Source organism: Flavonifractor sp. An306, from assembly GCF_002159455.1.
Taxonomy (GTDB): domain Bacteria; phylum Bacillota; class Clostridia; order Oscillospirales; family Oscillospiraceae; genus Flavonifractor.
Genome location: NZ_NFIQ01000042.1, coordinates 13,968 through 33,124 on the forward strand (window position 1 = coordinate 13,968; position 19,157 = coordinate 33,124).

Sequence of the window (19,157 nt, forward strand, 5' to 3'; positions counted from 1 at the left end):
GCGGGGGAAATTTTTTCTTGATTTAATCGTCCTCATCCTGGTCGTCGTCGTCCACGTCATCTTCCAGGTGATCATCGTCGTCCGGAGCATCGTCAGCCTGATCGTCGTCCCGGTCCTCGTAGTCGGTGACGCCGTCACTGTAAGAGCTGTCGTTGGGAGGCGCATCGTTGGGGATGTCGTCCGCGTCCGGGCCATAATCGGTATCCTGATAGCCGGTCACCACATCGCTGCCGGGATCGTAGTCCGTGTCATTTGTGACGATAGGCGGAACCGTCTGCTCCTGAGAGGGCTCCGGTACAGGCTCCGGCGTTGGCTCCTGGGTGGATTCCGGCGGCGTCACAGGAATCACCACCTCAGTGGCCGGCGGTTCCTTTGGCGCAGAGCCGATCTGGATCACGATGGTCTCCCCGTACCGCTGCTCCAGAGCATCCCGGGCCTCCTGCTCCTCCCGGACCTGCCAGTCGGTGTCGGCGCTGGAGACGGTGATGGACACCGTCTCCCCGTCGGAGAGGTAGCCCAGATCAATGGCCCGCTCCACCAGCTCTTCGGTCACGTCCTCCCGGTCCTTGCCGCCATAGTCGTAGCCTTCAATCAGGACCTGACCGTCCTCGTTGAGCCCCTCCAGCTCCAGCACCCGGTCGGTGCGGCTGAGGGTGAGCTCCACATCCGGGTTGATCTGGATGCGCAGCGCGCCGTAGGGCGTAAAATTGGGCTGGTAATAGCCAAAGAACACCAGGCAGAGGCAGGCGGCCAGTCCGGCCAAGCCGGACAGGGGCTTCCACAGGGCGGGACGCTTCTCCTGCGGCCTGCGCAGCTCCACGACATCCTGCACCGTATCCCCCACCTGATAGTGGAGGTTGGCGGTTTTCAGGAAGCGCCCCTCCTCGTCCAGTACCACCGCATAGGCCGGGTGCACCTCCATCACCAGATAGTTCATTTCATGCTCCCTCCCTTCGCCGGGGCGATCTGGCACAGGTGTCCCCGGATGATCTCATAGCCGTTGGTGAAGGCCAGCAGGATGGCCGCCAGGTACTTCCGGTGCCGCTCCATGGTCTTTCGGTCCGTGCCGGAGCCGGAGGCCAGCTCGTTTATGGGCAGCTTGCCGGTGTCCTCCACCCGCTTCAGCAGCTCCGGCCGGGAGCGGGCAAAGTCCAGCACACGGCGGCAGGCGGCGAAGGTGCGCTCCTGCCGGGGGCAGTTGTCCGCCACGTCGGAAAAGGTCAGGCCAAACCGGGCCAGCTTCTCCGAGAACTCCTGGATCTCCCACTGGCTGGCGGTGCGGGATGCATAGTCCTCCGCATGGTCCGCCGTATCCGGGATGGTGTCCAGCAGTTCGCCGCCGTCCTCCTCTCCGCCCAGGGGCGTGTGGAGGGAAATCACATTTCCATGGCGCTTCTCCGTCCGGTAGTGGTCGATGAGCCGGTTCCGGATCGCCCGGGCGGCGTAGGGCAGGAAGGCGCCCCGGCTCTTTTCATAGGCCAGCACGGCCTCGTAAAAGGCCAGCATGGCGATGCTCAGCTCGTCCTCGTGTCCGTTTTCCGGGGCGGTGTGGATAAACTTTACCGTCTCCGAGCGGATAAATCCCATGTACTGACGGATCAGGGCGTCCGCCGCCTCCGAATCTGTCTTGGCCGCCTGTACCTGGGCCGCGATGTCGTGCTCTGTGCGCACCATTGCTATCCCTCCATCCCCCTCCGGCAGAAGGATACGGAGCCGCCGCCGGATTTTCGGGGTCGCATCAAAATTTTTCCAGAGAAAAATATTATCATGATATTTTAGCAACTGTGCGACGTGCGTGCGACCGTCCGGATGTGAAATCTCTGTCAAATGTATGTAAAGTTCATTTCTAATTTCGCTTATTTTGTTGCGCAAATACCCGGATTGCTCCGACGCTTAACCTGTATTAACCGGATTGAAATATGATAGATGCGGCTAATCGTCTTTCAAATGAGCATGGTTACCTTGAGCAATACCATTCTGGATGCCAAACATATTGCAGCAAGCAATGCGTGTGGATAGCCACACACAAATCCGGCAAGCAATGCGAGTGTTAATACACACTCACATTTCCTGCCGTCTGCTTGTTGAGGGCAGTGCCCCCAAGCCCCCTTTTGAACACAGAATTTCATTCTGTGGCTGCACGTTCTGCGAACGCTTTTTTGTCTGCACACGGTGCCCCGTTTCGGAGCATATGGGGGGCGTGAATCGCTCACCCCTTTTGCTAATATGATATGCCCTAAAATAGGGCTTCCCTTGGAATCTGGGGTAGCAAAATACTACCCCGATTTTTCCTTTCCGCGACGGTGGCGACGGTCGCAACGGTGCTGGGAGTACCCCTCAAAACACCGTCGCGACCGTTGCGAGCGTCGCACTTTACTCGATTACTTCAAACGCGGATGCTTCCACCACCATGTAAGTCAACTGGATGCGCCGCCCGGCGTGCTTGGTTTTGTTCTCGTACTTTACCTGATGCTCTTCCAACAGTCGGCCGGCATTCACATTCAGATGTTTGGTAAGCCTATTTACCGCCATATCCGTTTGAATTGCCTGGGCCAGCTCGGTGGGACTGCCTTCCCATTCCCGATTGTCAGCAGATACGATCTTCGCTACGGCTTCCAGCACCGAGTCTGGAGGCTGCTTCCAAAGCTCATTCTCTGCGTGGTCAAGGTCCCACACCAGGCTCTCTTGGTCTTTGCTCAGATATAGCCGCTGATCCGGCTGGTCTCTGCCTACCACCTCCAGGGTGGCCTTGCTATCTGTTCGCTTCTCCTTCTGCATCAGGAGCGCACCATCCGCACAGCCCAGCAAGCCCGTAGTGCCAGAAATCATCTCAAAACTATCCCCCGCAGGTTGCTTTCTGGTGTGGTGGACAATCAGGACACAGATGCCATATCGGTCAGCAAATTGCTTCAGCTTGCCGATCACCTCATAGTCGCTGGAGTAGCTGTAACTGTCGCTCACTGCCTCACGGACTTTTTGCAGGGTATCCACAATAATCAGCTTGGTATTACTGTGTTCCCGGACGAACTTTTCCAGCTGTTCATCCAGGCCGCTACCGATCATCTTAGCGTTGGTGGCGAAGTGGAGGGAACTTGTCCCCTCCACTCCGAACATACGGAACATCCGGCGCTGTAAACGGCTCTCGTCATCCTCCAACGCCAGATAGAGAACAGTCCCTTGATGGGTCTTGTAGCCCCACAATTCTTGCCCGGTACTGACATGGTGGGCGATTTGCGCCACCAGGAAGGACTTGCCGATTTTCGGCGCTCCGGCAAGGATGTACGCTCCTGCATAGAGCAGGTTCTCAATCACCGCGGACTTGCCCTCGAACACATTGTCCATCAGCTCGTCCAGGGTCAAAGTATGCAGGTAGGCTGGGTCGCTCATGCGGCCCATCTTCCGGTAAAGTTCCTCCAAATCTCTTTCGGGGGAATTGCTTTTTTCGTCTGGGTCTGGTATAGTGGTCTTGGAATTTTGAGAGATTGACTGTCCATCATCTGCGCCAACAGATGTGCCCTGGGCGGTCATTTTCTTTTTATCATCGGTCATAGGCAAAATCCTCCTGCATTCCGTTCATAATGGTGGCGATCATCTGGATGGTGTCCAACAGCTCAACGTTTACGCCCTGCCCGGCCTCGATCCGGCGCAGCTCATCCAGCACAGCGGCCAGCTGATCCCGTAGCGCCTTGTAGACCCTGGGGTTGCCCTGGACCACCACATCCCGGCAGAGCAGCCGCCGGATGATGTAGTCCTGCTTGGTCAGGCCGGTGAGCTTCACCAGGGTTTCTAGCTGGAGATCTTCCTCCGCCGACACCCGGAAGGCCACCGTCTTGTTTCTCCAGCGGTTGTGGTTGTCATAGTTCTTCTTGGACATTTTCTTACACTCCCTTCTCATTTTTCAGCGAATCCAGTTTGTCGGCCATTTCTACCTGTCGGGTGGGGAACAGATGAGCATAGCGGTAGGTGATGTCGATACTCTCATGCCCTACACGCTCTGCGATGGCCAGGGCGGTAAAGCCCATGTCGATCAACAAACTGATATGGCTATGTCTCAAATCGTGTATGCGAATCCTTTTTACCCCTGTTTGCTTGCAGCCACGGTCCATTTCCCGGTGGAGATAGCTTTTGCTGATAGGGAACATCCGGCTGTCCGGCTCCACGCCGTAAAGCTGCTTGAGGTAGTCCTGGAGCTCGTCACAGAGGAACTGGGGTATCTGGATCACCCGGTTGCTCTTGGGCGTTTTTGGGGTGGTAATGATATCCTGCTTGTTAAGCCGCTGGTAAGACTTGTTAATGGTGAGGGTGCGCTTCTCAAAGTCGAAGTCTGCCGGGGTCAGGGCCAGCAGTTCTCCCTCTCGAATGCCGCACCAGTACAGAACTTCAAAGGCGTAGAAGGACAGCGGCTTATCCATCATGGCCTCGGAAAACTTGGTGTACTCCTCCCGGGTCCAGAACAGCATCTCCTTTCGTTCCTTCGCCCCCATGTTGCCCGCCTGCCGAGCCGGGTTGAGGTTTAGGCCATAAAATCGGGCAGCGTGGTTAAAGATGGCGCTGAGCTGATTGTGAACCGTTTTCAGGTAGGTTTTGGACAGAGGCTTGCCGTGACAGTCTCGCATCTCCCGGATCTCGTTCTGCCAGCGCATGATGTCCTTGGCCATGATCTCCGACAGCTTCCGCTTGGCAAAATAGGGCAGGATCTTCTTTTTGATGATGCTCTCCTTGGTGAGCCAGGTGTTGAGCTTCAACTTGGGCTTAATGTCCCTCTCATAGAGAGCAACAAAGCTCTCAAAGGTCATGTTCACATCGGCCTGCTTTTCCATCAGGAACTCCCGTTCCCATTCCAGCGCCTCTCGCTTGGTGGCAAAGCCCCGTTTGAGTTTCTGTTGGCGTTCTCCCTTCCAGTCGGTATAGCGGAACTGCACATACCAGGTGCCGTTGTCCTTGTTCTTGAACGCCGCCATAATTACTCCCCCTTTCTCGCCGTCTCGGTTCTCGTGCCGTAAAACTTTTCATGGAAGAACTTGCGGTCGATCCTGCCGGAAATAGTGATACAGCCGGTTTTCGCCAGTTCCTCGTTCATCTGCCGGATGAGCTTGTAAGCATAGGGTACGGATACCCCCAGCTCCTCGGCCACTTCATTGACGCGCATAAAAATCTGGTTTGCCATCGTAAATACCTTCCTTTCATCGTTGTTGGTGACTGCGGCCTGCGGATGTTGTGTTTCATAAATGCCTCCTTACCTATGTCCGCCACTTTTTCTCAGTTTCGCAACCAAAAATCTGACGGGCCATTTGATGTGCTATTTTATCTAAGCTTATCTGCTTAGTGTTTTTATAATACTATACATATAAGCTTAGTTCAAGCCTTTTAAAAGAAATATTATTAAATAAATTTGCTTAGATTATCTTGACAAAACTAAGCAAATATGCTATGTTACATATAAGAACAACCAAAGATGGGAGCTGGATGTATGGCGATTGGCGAACGGATTCACTTTTTCCGTCTCCTACGGGGGATGACACAGAAATATCTCGGCATGGCGCTGGGCTTCCCGGAGAAGTCTGCTGATGTGCGCCTGGCACAGTACGAAACGGGGTCAAGAACCCCTAAGGCGGACCTGACTGCTGCCCTGGCACAGGTACTGGATGTCTCACCCCATGCCCTCTCCGTCCCGGACATAGACTCCTATGTAGGTCTCATGCACACACTGTTTACCCTGGAGGATAACTACGGGCTCAAGATCAGCGAGATAGATGGAGAAGTCTGCTTGAAGGTCGATGTGCGGAAGAACAAGGACGCCGCCCGGCTGCATGAGATGCTCTGGGCCTGGCGGGAACAGGCTGCCAAACTGGAGGCCGGAGAGATCTCCCAGGAGGAGTACGACCGCTGGCGTTACCACTACCCGGAGTACGACAGCAGCCAGATCCACACCAAGGTGCCGCCGGAGGGTCTAATCTGACCCTCTCACTTGTAGGCCACGGAAGAGGCCGTTTGTTGCACAAAATCAGAAAATTCAGATAAATGAGAACAAAATAAAAAAGGTCTAACTGATCAGCAAAAATCAGTTAGACCTTTTACTTATGAATAAAAAGATGAGGATTTTTAGGCTACTCGCAAGCCACCCGATTTTTCTTTTCAAACTCAATAAATCGGGATTTGACGAGTGCTATCAATCTGCTATCAAATGGGAATTTGAAAAATCAAAAAGTCAGTATTTTCAAGGGTTTGCGGGCCCTCATATCCACTTTTTGCTTATTCCCACTCAATGGTTGCGGGGGGCTTGCTGGTAATGTCATAGACGATACGGTTGATACCCTTAACCTCGTTGACGATGCGGGTAGAGATGCGATCCAGCACGTCGTAGGGGATACGGGCCCAGTCGGCGGTCATGAAGTCGCTGGTGGTCACCGCACGAAGCGCCAGAGTATAGTCATAGGTGCGGCCATCGCCCATGACGCCTACAGAACGGGTATTGGTGAGCACGGCAAAATACTGATTGATATTTTTATCCTCACCGGCGGCAGCGATCTCCTCCCGATAGATGGCATCGGCCTCCCGCAGGGTATCCAGCTTCTCCTTGGTCAGGTCGCCGATGACCCTGATAGCCAGACCGGGACCGGGGAAGGGCTGGCGCATGACCAGATATTCCGGCAGACCCAGCTCCCGGCCCAGCTGCCGCACCTCGTCCTTGAACAGCAGCCGCAGCGGCTCAATGATCTCCTTGAAATCCACATAGTCGGGCAGGCCGCCCACATTGTGGTGGCTCTTGATCACGGCCGCATCACCAGCCCCCGACTCGATCACATCGGGATAGATGGTGCCCTGTACCAGATAGTCCACCCGGCCGATCTTCTTGGCCTCCTCCTCAAAGACCCGGATGAACTCCTCGCCGATGATCTTCCGCTTCCGCTCCGGCTCGGCCTCCCCGGCCAGCTTCAGCAGGAACCGGGCCTCGGCATCCACCCGGACAAAGTTGATGTCCCAGCGGGCAAAGGCGGCCTCCACCTCGTCCCCCTCGTTGAGCCGCATCAGGCCGTGGTCCACAAACACACAGGTAAGCTGCTTGCCCACCGCCTCAGCCAGCAGGGCGGCGGCCACGGAGGAGTCCACACCGCCGGACAGGGCCAGCAGCACCTTGCCGTCCCCCACCTTCTCCCGGATCTCCCGGATGGCGGTATTCTTGTAGTCCCCCATGGTCCAGTCGCCGGCGGCGCCGCACACCTCATAGAGGAAGTTGCGGATCATGTCGGTGCCGTGCTCAGTGTGGTTCACCTCGGGGTGATACTGCACGCCGTAAAAGCCCCGCTTCTCATCAGCAATGGCCACGTTGGGGCAGGCGTCGGTATGGGCGGTAAGGGCAAAGCCCTCGGGCACCTTGGCCATATAGTCCCCATGGCTCATCCAGGAGATACCCTTCTCCGGCAGGCCCTTGAAGATCTTGCAGGCGGTATCATAATAGGTTTCAGTCTTGCCGTACTCCCGGGCAGTGTCCTCCTGGGCGGCGGTAACCTGTCCCCCCAGGGTGTGGGCCATCAGCTGGCAGCCGTAGCAGATGCCCAGCACCGGCACACCCAGCTCAAAAATGGCAGGGTCCACATGGGGGGCCTTCTCCTCATATACGCTGTTGGGGCCGCCGGTAAAAATGATGCCGATGGGCTCCATGGCCTTCAGCTGCTCCAGAGGGGTGGTATAGGGCTTGACCTCGCAGTACACCCCGCACTCACGCACCCGGCGGGCAATGAGCTGGTTGTACTGACCGCCGAAGTCCAGGACGATCACGGTCTGATGGGACATGCAAGTTCCTTCTTTCTGTGAAATCTATGGTGCTTGGGGAAAATACGCATCCATTATCGTTTGGAGTTTAGAATATCATATTTTCTCCTCACACGCAATACTTCCCCAAAAGAGTCACACCATTAAGCATCCGGCATCTGCCGCTTTTTCGCCTTCATTGCCTGCAGCCGGCGGTACCACCCCGCGCCAAACAGAAAGCTGACACAGCGGCCCGCTATTGGATTGCCCAGCAAAAGCAAAAGGAGAAGCCAAACCGCCAGCACCTGCCAGGGCTCGGACAGCAAAAACCTGTATTTGAGCCGGAGCAGCTGGACGAGAAGGCCGTGCAGCAGATAGATGGACAGGGTGTTCTGGCCCAGCGTGGTCACCACCGGAAGCCTGCCTTTGCGGCGCGAAGCCAATACCAGCAGCAGGCAGATCACGCTGGCTGCGCAGCACATGCCCAGCCCCCGTATCCGCCAGTCATACCCCAAGGTCTCATATCCGTAAGACCCCATCAGCATTTTGGCCGTAACGCCGCAAGCAAACAAAAGCCGTTCAAATAACACACAGCAGGCCGCGGCCAGCGCAGTCATCCCGATTCTGACGCTCCGTCCGGCCTGCCGCCACCAGAGACGCAACCCCTTTTCCCTTCTGAAGTAGTACCCCGCCAGGAACCAGGGCTGAAAGGTAATGAACCGGGAGGCGCTCCACTGATAATCAATGCTCGGGTCATACCCCGCCAACAGCGCCAGCGCCACCGACGCGGCCAGCAGCACGCCCCGGCCCCACCGGGAGGGGATATCATACACCGGCAGCAGGAGAGTATAGAGCATCAGGACAAAGAGATACCACAGCAGCCAGTAGGGCCTTGAAAACTGCACATGGACATAGGAGTCCCCCAGCTTCTCCACAAAAGAGGTATAGAACGCCTGCAGCACCAGATAGGGGAGCGCCATACCGAAGATAAATTTCCCCCGGTCAAACCGCGCAAACATCCCGCTGAGAAACAAAAACGCCGGCATATGGAAAGAGTAGATCAGCGTATACAGGGTCTCTTTATGGGGAAACTCCCCCGCGATCTCCAGCAGATGCCCCAGCACCACCAGGGCGATCAGCAGACAGCGCAGGTTATCGTATTGAAATTCCCGTGCTTCTCTCATGTACAGCGCACCCTCTTTTCACCTTTGCCCCCAAATGTCTGGATCAGGATACCACGTTTTCCTCCGCCGGGCAACACCAAAAAGCCGCCGAGTCAGGCTGGCTCGGCGGCTTTTGGTACGGATCAGATCTTGGTGATGTCAATGGGCCGCAGATCGGAGGACCGGCCCTGGGTGCGGACGGTGAGCATGGCCCGGGCGGTGTCGATGGCGGTAATACAGGCCACGGAATGCTCCACGGTGGAGCGGCGGATCCGGAAGCCGTCGGTGTCGTGGCGGCGGCCCCGGGTGGGGGTGTTGATCACCAGGTCCACGGTGCCGGATGCGATCATATCCAGGATATTGGGGTGAGCCTCAGACACCCGGGCCACCTTGCGGGCGGGGATGCCGGCGGCGTTGAGGGCGTCGCAGGTGCCGCTGGTGGCCAGGATCTCAATGCCCATGTCGGCAAAGCCCTGGGCGATTCCGATGACCTCTCCCTTGTCTTCGTCCTTCACGGTGATGATGATGCGCCCGCCCTTCTTGGGCGCCTTCATGTTGGCGCCCTTGAAGGCCTTCAGCAGAGCCTGGGGGAAGGACTCGGCCAGACCCAGGCACTCGCCGGTGGACTTCATCTCAGGGCCCAGGCCGGTGTCCACGTCGGTGAGCTTCTCGAAGGAGAACACCGGCATTTTCACGGCGTAGTAGTCGGCTTCCTTGTAGATGCCGGTACCGTAGCCCAGGTCCTTCAGCTTCTGTCCCAGCATCACCCTGGTGGCCAGGTCGATGATGGGCACGCCGGTGACCTTGGAGATATAGGGGATGGTACGGGAGGAGCGGGGGTTGACCTCGATGACGTACACGGTGTCGTCGTAGATGACGAACTGGATATTCACCAGGCCCACCACCCCCAGGGCCTTGGACAGGTCATAGGTATAGCGGTAGATGGTGTCCTTGTGCTTCTGCTCGATGTGAATGGGGGGATAGACAGAAATGCTGTCGCCGGAATGGACGCCGGCCCGCTCGATGTGCTCCATGATGCCGGGGATCAGCAGGTCCTCCCCATCGAACACGCCGTCCACCTCCACCTCCCGGCCCATGAGGTACTTATCCACCAGGATGGGGTGCTCCTGCTCCACCTGGTTGATGATGCGCATGAACTCGGTGATGTTGCGGTCGTTGTAGGCGATTTCCATGCCCTGGCCGCCCAGCACGTAGGAGGGGCGCACCAGCACGGGATAGCCCACCTCATGGGCGGCCTCCAGGGCCTGCTCGGTGGTAAACACTGTCTTTCCGGCAGCCCGGGGGATCTGGCACTGGTTGAGGATCTCGTCAAACCGCTCCCGGTCCTCGGCGGCGTCCACGCCGTCGGCGGAGGTGCCCAAGATGGGCACGCCCATATTGGTCAGGGCCTGGGCCAGCTTGATGGCGGTCTGGCCGCCGAACTGCACCACGGCTCCCCAGGGCTTCTCCAGCTCCACCACAGCCTCCACATCCTCGGGGGTCAGCGGCTCAAAGTACAGCTTATCCGCCACGTCGAAGTCAGTGGACACGGTCTCAGGGTTGTTGTTGATGATGATGGTCTCGTAGCCCAGGCGCTTGAAGGCCCAGACCGAGTGGACCGAGCAGTAATCAAACTCAATGCCCTGGCCGATGCGGATGGGGCCGGAGCCCAGCACCAGCACCTTCTTCCGCTTCTCCGCCAAAGTCTTGCGGTGGGGCTCGGCGGTGGCGGCGGACAGATAGGGCGCCTCGGGGATATGGGGGGCCAGTTCACCCACCTGAGGCAGGCGGAGCTCCTCCGCCGCCTCGTTCTCCCCGTCATAGGTGGAGTAATAATAAGGGGTCTGGGCCTCAAACTCGGCGGCGCAGGTGTCCACCATCTTGAAGGCGGGAATGATGCCGAAGCTCTCCCGCAGGGCCTTGATCTCCCCCCGCTCCCTGCCGGACAGGGCGGCGATCCAGGCGTCGGAGAAGCCCATCTCCTTGGCCAGGCGCAGGGTGTCGGCATCCAGATGGCCGTGGTCCAGCTTGTCCTCCATGTCCACAATGGCCTGGAGCCGGTCCAAAAACCACAGGTCGTACTTGGTGATCTTGTTGATCTTCTCCGGCGAGAAGCCACGGCGCAGGGCCTCCGCCACCACGAAGAGCCGCTGGTCGTCGATGTTCACCAGCCGGTCCTCGATCTCCTCGGTGTACAGCTCGTCCAGGCCGGGCAGGCGGAGGGACTTCACCGGCAGCTCCAGGGAGCGGATGGCCTTCATCAGCGCCCCCTCAAAGGAGTTGCCGATGGCCATAACCTCGCCGGTGGCCTTCATCTGGGTACCCAGGGTACGGCTGGCGGTGGTGAATTTATCGAAAGGCAGCCGGGGAATCTTCAACACACAGTAATCAAGGGTCGGTTCAAAACAGGCAGTAGTCTTTCCTGTCACCGCATTGGGGATCTCGTCCAGGGTGTAGCCCAGGGCGATCTTGGCGGCCACCTTGGCGATGGGATAGCCGGTAGCCTTGGAGGCCAGGGCGGAGGAGCGGGAGACACGGGGGTTGACCTCGATGACGGCGTACTCGAAGGAGTCGGGGTTCAGGGCCAGCTGCACGTTACAGCCGCCCTCAATCTCCAGGGCGGAGATGATATCCAGGGAGGCCTTGCGGAGCATCTGGAACTCCCGGTTGGCCAAAGTCTGGGTAGGGGCCACCACGATGGAGTCGCCGGTGTGGACGCCCACCGGGTCCACATTCTCCATGGAGCAGATCTGGATCACGTTGCCCGCCGAGTCCCGCATGACCTCGAACTCGATCTCCTTCCAGCCGGAGATACACCGCTCAATGAGCACCTGGCCCACCCGGGACAGGTGGATGCCCCGGTCGGCGATCTCCCGGAGGGAGGGCTCGTCATAGGCGATGCCGCCGCCGGTGCCGCCCAGGGTGTAGGCGGGGCGGACGATGACGGGATAGCCAATGCTCCCGGCGAAGGAAACGGCGCCCTCCACGCTCTCCACCACGTCGGAGGTGACGCAGGGCTGGCCGATAGCCTCCATGGCGTCCTTGAAGCCCTGGCGGTCCTCCGCCTTGCGGATGGACTCAGGGCTGGTGCCCAGCAGACGCACCCCGTACTGCTCCAGAATGCCCTGCTCATGGAGGTTCATGGCCAGGTTCAGGCCGGTCTGGCCTCCCAGGGTGGGCAGGATGGAGTCGGGCCGCTCCTTCTGGATCACCTGCTCCACGCTGGCGATGTTCAGCGGCTCAATATACACATGGTCGGCGATATCCTTGTCGGTCATGATGGTGGCGGGGTTGGAGTTGACCAGCACCACCTCCACGCCTTCCTCTTTCAGGGCCCGGCAGGCCTGGGTGCCGGCGTAGTCAAACTCGGCAGCCTGGCCGATGACGATGGGGCCGGAGCCCAGCACCAGCACCTTCTTGATATTCGGATTCTTGGGCATTACCGCTCCCCTCCCTTCATGCTGTCCACAAAGCGGTCAAAGAGATATTCCGTGTCCATGGGGCCGGGGGAGGCCTCCGGATGGAACTGGACGGTGAAGCAGTTGGGCCGCTTGTAGCGCAGGCCCTCCACGCTGCCCTCGTTGACGTTGACGTGGGACACCTCTGCCACCGCCGGGTCCACGCTCTCGGCGGTGACCACGTAGCCGTGGTTCTGGCTGGTGATAAAGGCCCGGCCGGCAGCCAGATCCTTGACCGGATGGTTGCCCCCCCGGTGGCCGAAGCGCATCTTCCTGGTCTGGGCGCCGGTGGCCAGGGCCAGCAGCTGATGACCCAGACAGACGGCAAAGAGGGGCAGGCTGGAGTCATAGAGCTTCTTCACCTCTCGGATGATCTCCACATTGTCCGCCGGGTCGCCGGGGCCGTTGGACAGCATCACCCCGTCAAAGCCGCCGGCGAGAATGGTCTGCGCCGGGGTGTGGGCAGGATAAACCATGACCTGGCAGCCCCGCTTCTGGAGGCAGCGGATCATGTTCTCCTTCACGCCGTAGTCCATCAGAGCCACCCGCAGCTTTTGCTCCCCAAGGGCGGGATAGAGCTGGGGCTCCTTCCGGGTCACCTGCTCCACGGTGCCCGCCACCCGATAGGCACGGATTTTTTCCAGGCACTCCTCCACATGAAAATGCTCCGCACAGGTGATCATGCCATTCATGGTCCCCTGACTGCGGAGTATTCTGGTCAGCGCCCGGGTATCCACGCCCTCGATCCCGGTGATATCATATTGTTTCAGATAGGCGTCCAGCTCCCCCTCGCAGCGGAAATTGCTCCCCCGCCGGGCCAGGTGCCGCACAATAAAGGCCTCCGCCCAGGGGCGGGAGGATTCGTTGTCCTCATGGTTCACGCCGTAATTGCCAATGAGAGGATAGCTCATCACGATGCCCTGTCCGGCATAGGAGGGGTCGGTCAGAATCTCCTGATAGCCGGTCATGGAGGTGTTGAACACCATCTCGCACACCCGGTCCGCGGGCGAGCCGATGCTGACCCCCTGGAACACCGCGCCGCTCTCCAGAATCAAGGTCGCTTTCATCTCCCGTATCACGCCTTTCTTTCCCATGGTATTTGTTCGATTGTACTCTAAATCTCCCCCTGCGGCAACTCTCTTTTTTCTCTCACGACTCAAAATCGGAAATTTGGACAAAATCTCGGGGCGCACCGCCGGTTTCTCCCGTTCAATGCGCCCCGATGTTCTGAAAAATAGATATTTGTCCTAATTATTTTTTTGTTTCCGGCACCAGGTCCACCATCACTACCTCCGGCGGATTGTACAGCCGGGGAATCCGGGTGCTCTCCCGGGCCAGCCCCCGGCTGACCACAAGGGTGGTGCCCTCCAGGTCGTAAGTACCGCCGGCGTACCGGGGAAAGAGCCCCTGATTGGGGGCGATCAGGCCGGCACCCAGGAGGGGAATCCGCCACTGGCCCCCGTGGGCGTGGCCGGACAGCACCAGGTCAAAGCCCCGGCCGGTGTAGTCTGCCACCCGTTCGGGCCGGTGGGAGAGCAGGATGGAACACACATCCCCCTCCAGCGCGGCGGTCACGTCCTCCAGCTGGCTCTGCCAGACGGCCGCCCCCACCGCCGGGTCGTCCACACCGCAGATCTGAAGGGTCTGCTCCCCAACCGTCACCAGCGCGCACGTCCCCTCCAGAACCACCGCGCCCCGCCCGGCAAGCAGTTCTTTGATCTCCTCCACCCGACCGGTGCGGTATTCATGATTTCCCGTGACATAGTAGGTGGGCCACCGCTCCGCCAGCGCCTCCACGGTGGCCAGGGCCCGCTCCTCCGGCATCTCCGGCCCGTCGTCCACAATGTCTCCGCCCAGCAGCACCAGGTCCGGGTCCTGTTCCTCCACCGCATCCAGCAGCTCCCGCTGCCCCTCGCCATAGTCGCAGGAGTGGAGATCGGTGAGCAGCGCTAGGCGCACCGGAACCTCCACCTTGCCGCTCTCCACCGTATAGGTCTGCACGGTCAGACTGGTATCCAGTCCCGCCCACACCAGCAGCGCCGCCGCGATCCCGCCGGCCAGCAGCAGCTTTTTGCTTCTTTTTTTCAAGGAATTCCCCTTTCCTTCCGGTTCTAGCCGCATAATGACGGCCGCCCCGGCCATACTGAATCAGAAAGACTGTGTTTGGGGAGGTCCGCTATGGTCATCGCCTTTCTGCGCACCATCATTCTATATGCGTTCATCATCATCGGTATCCGTCTGATGGGCAAGCGCCAGGTGGGAGAGCTGGAGCCCTCTGAGCTGGTGCTGGCCCTGCTCATCGCCGATCTGGCGGCGGTGCCCATGCAGGACTTCGGCATCCCCCTGCTCACCGGCCTCATCCCCATCCTCACCCTGCTGTGCCTCACCATGGCCCTGTCGGTGCTCACCATGCGCAGCGTCCGGTTCCGGGCGGTGCTCTGCGGCCGGCCCAGCGTCATCGTGGAAAACGGCAAGCTGCGCCAGAGCGAGATGAAGAAAAACCGCTTCACCCTGGACGAGCTGATGGAGGAGCTGCGGATGCAGGGCATTACCGATCTGTCCACCGTGAAATACGCCATTCTGGAGACCAACGGACAGCTCTCCGTCCTCCCCTACGCCGCCCAGCAGCCGGTCACCGCCCAGCAGATGGGCCTGACCCCGCAGGAGCCGGGCCTGCCCATGGTCATCATCAACGACGGGCGGCTGATCACCCGCTCCCTCCACAGCCGGGGCCTCAATGAGGAGTGGCTGGAAAAGCAGCTCAGGCAGCACCACGTCCAGAGGACCCAGGACGTATTCCTGCTGACGGTGGATGAGGAAAACCGGGTCTATCTGTCCAAAAAGGAGGTGGAGAAATGAAGCGGCTGTGGATCGCCCTGGTCCTGCTGGCGGCCATCTTCACCGGTACGCTGCTCCACATCCGCTCCCTCCACGGCTTTACCGACACCCTGGGGGGACTGCTGGAGCAGGCCGATGAGCTGGCTGCGGCGGAGGACTGGGGGCAGGCCCGGGCCCTCACCGTCCAGGCCAAGGAGGCCTGGGCGGACCGGGACATCTATCTGCATGTGCTCCTCCGCCACGCCGACACCGACGCCATCTACGCCGGGTTCCGGGAGACCCTGGCCCTGCTGGACAGCCGGGAGTATGGGGAATACGCCGCTGCCAACGCCCGTCTGATCACCCAGATTGAACTGCTCTATGAGGCCGAACAGCTCACCCTGAAGAATATATTTTAGCGGGAACGGCTTTCGTTCCCGCTTTTTTAAAAGCCCCGCAGGGGAACGGAGCCGTCGTCCTCCCCCTTTTCGATGGAGAGGATCTTGGCGTCATAGCCGTATTTCTCGTTGACCTGGATATGTACAATCTCCCCCACCTTGCGGCCCAGCAGGGCCTTGCCTACCGGGGACTCCTTGCTGATGAGGCCATGGAGGGCGTCCTGCCGCATGGTGGTCACCACCTGATAGGTTTCGGTGTCCTCCTCGTCCTCCAGATAGACCGTCACCTTGTCGTACAGGCCCACCCCGTCGGCGGGCCCTTCCTCCTTCAGCACTCGGGCGGTGCGGATCATGTTCTCCAGGTAGCGGATGCGGCTCTCATTGCGGTTTTTCTCCTGCTTGGCCGCCTTGTATTCAAAGTTTTCGCTCAGGTCGCCGAAGGCCCGGGCCTCCTTTACCGCCTCCAGCAGCTGAGGCCGCAGCTGGATGCGCCGGTAATCCAGCTCCTCCTTCATCATCTGCAGGTCCTTTTGGGTCAGTTCATCATGCATCGCAGTATCCCCCGATTTTACTCTGATTTGCCCGGCCGGAATTTCCGGGGTTCCTCCCCCCGCAGGATCCGGCCCAGGCCGTGATAATGGCGGCTTACCATCAGCCCCGTCAGGACGGCGGCCAGCAGACCGGCCTCCCCGCCGCAAAACAGGCACGCCAGGGGGAGAAAGACGGCGGGGATCACCACCGCCCCCAGAGGCAGCCAGCCGGTGGCCAGGGTCACGCCCAGCCCGGTGAGGCAGGCCGCCGTGCCCCACAGCGGGGCATACAGGATCAGTCCCGCACAGGTGACCGCCACTCCCTTCCCGCCCCGGAACTTCCACCAGAATGGGAAATTGTGGCCCAGGACTGCCCCCAAACAGGCCCACAGCAGGGCAAGGCGGCCCAGAGCCGCCCCGGACAGCAGCCAGGCAGTCAGGCAGGCCAGCGCGGTTTTCAGCACATCGCCCAGCAGCACCAGCAGCCCCCAGCCCAGCCCCAGCTCATGGGCCAGGTTGGCCATACCCGGATTCCCCGTTCCCAGCCGGCCTGCCCCCGCTCCGGTGCGGCGGCGGGCCACCAGCTCCCCGGTCAAAAAGCAGCCGAACACATATCCGGTCAGAAGGCAGATAAGCCGTTCCACAGCAAACACCTCACACTCCAAGGATGGAGCCAGTTTGCCCCAAAACGGCGGTTTTACCCCTCCTGCTCCTTGCTGTGGGCCCCCTGGCCCTGCCGGATGGCCTCCCGCTCCTTGGCCAGCTCTTCCCGCAGCTCCAGGGAGGTCCAGCCGGAGTTGGTGGGGGTGAGCACCGCCTTCAGGCCCACCGGGGGGATCTTGTTCCGGCGGAAGCCCTGGAGGAACCGGTCCAGCAGCGGACCGGGGCAGTTGACCAGCAGCAGCAGCTCCTCGGAAAAGCACTCCCCCGCCCAGGGCGTCTCGGGCGTCTGCCCCTCCACCAGCTGGCTCAGGGTCAGGCCGTACTCCGCCGGCTCCACCAGCCGGGAGCGCAGGCCCAGCGGCAGGCACATCCGCCGAATTTTGCCGCCCTTCTCATTGTTCAGATTATAAAGCAATACCATGGGATGGTTCATGACAAATCCTCTTTTCCATGAAATGATCGCAGCTTCTATTTTACCCGCCCGCCCCGCCGCCGTCAACAATTTCGCGCCTGTCTTGCAAAGGCCGGGCCATTTGTGGGATACTAGGGAAAACTACCACTTCAAGGGAGGGCATTGTATATGAACATCGCCATTGTCACCGGCGCCTCCTCCGGCCTGGGCCGCTCCTTTATCCGCCAGCTGGACCGGCAGGGCGGCCTGGACGAGATCTGGGGGGTGGCCCGCCGCCGGGAGCGGATGGAGGAGCTGGCCGCCCAGCTGTCCACCCCCATGCGGCCCCTGGCCCTGGACCTGACCAAGACCGAGAGCGTGGAGACCCTGCGCGCCCTGCTGCAGGAGACGGGGGCCGACGTGCGGGTGCTGGTCAATTCCGCCGGCTTCGGCAAGTTTGGCACCTACGCCGACATGACCCTCCAGGAGACGGCGGACATGATCGACTTAAACTGCCGGGCGGCGGTGGCCCTCACCGCCGCCGCCATCCCCCACATGAGCCGGGGCGCCCGCATCCTGGAAATCTGCTCCTCCGCCGCCTTCCAGCCCCTGCCCGGCTTCAATGTCTACGCCGCCACCAAGGCCTTTCTGCTGCGGTACAGCCGGGCCCTCCGGTGGGAGGTGGCTCCCCGGGGCATCAAGGTGACGGCGGTGTGTCCCGGCTGGATCAAAACCGAATTCATGCAGGTGGCCCGGGACACCAAAAACGGACGCACCGTCCGCAGCTACCCCTTCGCCCTCCGGCCGGAGACGGTGGCCCGGCGCGCCCTGCGGGACAGCCAGGTGCTGGCCGTCACCACCTGCGGCCTGCCCGCCCTGGTGCAGCGGGTGGCCAGCAAATTTCTGCCCCACTGCTTCATTATGGCCTGCTGGGAGGGCCTTCGGCGGCTCTGAGATAAAACAGGGGGGCGCTCCACAACAGTGGAGCGCCCCCCTTTGCGCTTATTTCTGGATCGCGCCGGTGTTGAGGTAATTGGTAATTCCCTGGGCAATACCCTCCGCCAGCTTCTGCTGGTAGGCGTCGGTCTTGAGCCGCTCCAGTTCCTCCACATTGGACATGAAGCCGCACTCCACCAGCGCCGCCGCCATATCGGTCTCCCGCAGCACCACAAAGTCGGCCGAGGCGATCCCCCGGTCAATGGCGCCGGAGGCGGCGCACACCGCGCTCTGCACCGCCTGAGCAAAGGCCTTGCCCCGATCGCTGTCAGGATGGTGGTAAGTATACAGGCCCTGGAAGGTGGGCACGGTGCCCGAGGCGTTGATGTGGATGCTGACGAACAGGTCGGCCTCCACCGCGTTGGCCAGGGCGGCCCGCTCGTACAGGTCCCCCGCCGTCTCCCCCGTCCGGGTCATCACCACGTTGAAGCCCGCCTTTTCCAGCTCCGTTTTCAGCTTGTTGGAGATGGACAGGGTCAGGTCCTTCTCATAGATCTTGGTCCCGCTGGCATCGGGATACACCGCCCCCAGGGTGGTGCCGTCATGGCCCGGGTCTATCACCACGGTGTACTTGTTGGGGTCCAGGGGCTCTTCCGGCAGGCCGGGGATGTCCAGCGGCAGCAGGGTGACCCGGATCTGATTCTGCCCCGCCTCCACAGCGATGTTTTTCGCATAGGACGCGCCGCCTCTCAGATCCAGCACCACCCGCAGGGTGTGCGGGTAACCGTAGCCCAGATCGTCGTCGTGCTGCAGATAGCGGATGGCGGAGATCACATCGCTGTCAGCGGCAATGGCCACCGTGTTCTCCACCGCCTCCGGACACACCGCCCCCAGCACGTCGATCACCACCCGGTCCCCCAGATCAATGACCCGGTACTCCGGCACATGGTCAGCCGTGATGGTCACCACCTGGGTGTTGGCCGAAAAGGAGATCTCCGTCACCGTCCCCTTGTCCGCGTTGGCGGGCGGCGTGGGGGTAGGCGTAGGAG

The 19,157-nt window shown here is 60.3% G+C and carries 19 protein-coding genes; 4 read left to right on the top strand and 15 right to left on the bottom strand.

Annotated elements, in window-relative coordinates; all coding sequences use genetic code 11:
- Positions 1-22: 22 nt before the first annotated feature.
- The 6 genes from B5F88_RS20230 to B5F88_RS11570 all read right to left on the bottom strand — a co-directional run bounded on the left by B5F88_RS20230 (position 23) and on the right by B5F88_RS11570 (position 5,167).
- Positions 23-937 carry a hypothetical protein gene (locus tag B5F88_RS20230; RefSeq protein ID WP_140402104.1) on the bottom strand — a complete coding sequence of 305 codons (915 nt, stop codon included), beginning with the start codon at positions 935-937 and terminating at the stop codon, positions 23-25.
- Positions 934-1,674: a sigma factor gene (locus B5F88_RS11550; protein ID WP_087346063.1), complete on the bottom strand. Its 741-nt coding sequence runs from the start codon at positions 1,672-1,674 to the stop codon at positions 934-936. Before B5F88_RS11550 ends, B5F88_RS20230 begins: the two co-directional genes overlap by 4 nt.
- A 699-nt stretch (positions 1,675-2,373) precedes the next feature.
- On the bottom strand, positions 2,374-3,549 hold the full coding sequence (locus B5F88_RS11555; RefSeq protein WP_087346065.1) for an AAA family ATPase: 1,176 nt from the start codon (positions 3,547-3,549) through the stop codon (positions 2,374-2,376).
- Positions 3,539-3,874 carry a hypothetical protein gene (locus B5F88_RS11560; RefSeq protein ID WP_087346069.1) on the bottom strand — a complete coding sequence of 112 codons (336 nt, stop codon included), beginning with the start codon at positions 3,872-3,874 and terminating at the stop codon, positions 3,539-3,541. The genes B5F88_RS11555 and B5F88_RS11560 overlap by 11 nt, the downstream gene beginning before the upstream one ends.
- A 4-nt stretch (positions 3,875-3,878) precedes the next feature.
- On the bottom strand, positions 3,879-4,961 hold the full coding sequence (locus B5F88_RS11565; RefSeq protein WP_087346071.1) for a site-specific integrase: 1,083 nt from the start codon (positions 4,959-4,961) through the stop codon (positions 3,879-3,881).
- A 2-nt stretch (positions 4,962-4,963) separates the two neighbouring features.
- Entirely contained in the window at positions 4,964-5,167 is a 204-nt protein-coding gene (locus tag B5F88_RS11570; RefSeq protein ID WP_087236778.1) for a DNA-binding protein, read from the bottom strand.
- A gap of 303 nt (positions 5,168-5,470) precedes the next feature.
- On the opposite strand from B5F88_RS11570, the gene B5F88_RS11575 reads away from it, so the two are divergent.
- Positions 5,471-5,959: a helix-turn-helix transcriptional regulator gene (locus B5F88_RS11575; protein ID WP_087346074.1), complete on the top strand. Its 489-nt coding sequence runs from the start codon at positions 5,471-5,473 to the stop codon at positions 5,957-5,959.
- A 293-nt stretch (positions 5,960-6,252) separates the two neighbouring features.
- Here the strand turns inward: B5F88_RS11575 and guaA are convergent, their stop codons facing one another.
- The 5 genes from guaA to B5F88_RS11600 form a co-directional block, all read right to left on the bottom strand.
- Positions 6,253-7,794, bottom strand: coding sequence for a glutamine-hydrolyzing GMP synthase (guaA, locus tag B5F88_RS11580; protein WP_087346077.1), 1,542 nt, complete (start codon positions 7,792-7,794; stop codon positions 6,253-6,255).
- Between the two features lie 122 nt (positions 7,795-7,916).
- Complete coding sequence (locus B5F88_RS11585) at positions 7,917-8,936, bottom strand: acyltransferase family protein (protein WP_087346080.1); 1,020 nt, start codon at positions 8,934-8,936, stop codon at positions 7,917-7,919.
- Positions 8,937-9,058: 122 nt separating this feature from the next.
- On the bottom strand, positions 9,059-12,355 hold the full coding sequence (carB, locus tag B5F88_RS11590) for a carbamoyl-phosphate synthase large subunit (protein ID WP_087346083.1): 3,297 nt from the start codon (positions 12,353-12,355) through the stop codon (positions 9,059-9,061).
- The gene (locus B5F88_RS11595; protein WP_204246229.1) at positions 12,355-13,440 is read right to left on the bottom strand and encodes a carbamoyl phosphate synthase small subunit; all 1,086 of its coding nucleotides are present in this window, start codon (positions 13,438-13,440) and stop codon (positions 12,355-12,357) included. The genes carB and B5F88_RS11595 overlap by 1 nt, the downstream gene beginning before the upstream one ends.
- A 184-nt stretch (positions 13,441-13,624) precedes the next feature.
- Positions 13,625-14,461, bottom strand: a complete 837-nt coding sequence (locus tag B5F88_RS11600; RefSeq protein ID WP_087346087.1) for a metallophosphoesterase — start codon at positions 14,459-14,461, stop codon at positions 13,625-13,627.
- Positions 14,462-14,551: 90 nt separating this feature from the next.
- Between B5F88_RS11600 and B5F88_RS11605 the strand changes: the two genes are divergently transcribed.
- Together B5F88_RS11605 and B5F88_RS11610 are read left to right on the top strand one after the other, a co-directional pair.
- Positions 14,552-15,232, top strand: coding sequence for a DUF421 domain-containing protein (locus tag B5F88_RS11605; protein ID WP_087346090.1), 681 nt, complete (start codon positions 14,552-14,554; stop codon positions 15,230-15,232).
- Positions 15,229-15,609, top strand: a complete 381-nt coding sequence (locus tag B5F88_RS11610) for a DUF4363 family protein (protein ID WP_087346093.1) — start codon at positions 15,229-15,231, stop codon at positions 15,607-15,609. The genes B5F88_RS11605 and B5F88_RS11610 overlap by 4 nt, the downstream gene beginning before the upstream one ends.
- Before the next feature lie 26 nt (positions 15,610-15,635).
- Here the strand turns inward: B5F88_RS11610 and greA are convergent, their stop codons facing one another.
- Genes greA through B5F88_RS11625 form a run of 3 tightly spaced genes read right to left on the bottom strand, consistent with a single transcriptional unit; the run spans position 15,636 to position 17,214 of the window.
- Positions 15,636-16,139, bottom strand: coding sequence for a transcription elongation factor GreA (gene greA, locus B5F88_RS11615; RefSeq protein ID WP_087346095.1), 504 nt, complete (start codon positions 16,137-16,139; stop codon positions 15,636-15,638).
- 17 nt (positions 16,140-16,156) lie between these two features.
- Positions 16,157-16,762: a glycerol-3-phosphate acyltransferase gene (locus tag B5F88_RS11620; RefSeq protein WP_087346114.1), complete on the bottom strand. Its 606-nt coding sequence runs from the start codon at positions 16,760-16,762 to the stop codon at positions 16,157-16,159.
- A 53-nt stretch (positions 16,763-16,815) separates the two neighbouring features.
- Positions 16,816-17,214 (bottom strand): DUF3783 domain-containing protein, encoded by a 399-nt coding sequence (locus tag B5F88_RS11625; protein ID WP_087346098.1) that lies wholly within the window; start codon positions 17,212-17,214, stop codon positions 16,816-16,818.
- Between the two features lie 147 nt (positions 17,215-17,361).
- Here B5F88_RS11625 and B5F88_RS11630 point away from each other — a divergent pair, with 147 nt between their 5' ends.
- Complete coding sequence (locus B5F88_RS11630) at positions 17,362-18,126, top strand: SDR family NAD(P)-dependent oxidoreductase (protein WP_087346100.1); 765 nt, start codon at positions 17,362-17,364, stop codon at positions 18,124-18,126.
- A 48-nt stretch (positions 18,127-18,174) separates the two neighbouring features.
- On the opposite strand, the gene B5F88_RS11635 is transcribed toward B5F88_RS11630, so the two are convergent.
- The coding region (locus B5F88_RS11635; RefSeq protein ID WP_140402105.1) for an N-acetylmuramoyl-L-alanine amidase at positions 18,175-19,157 on the bottom strand (983 nt) is incomplete at its 5' end.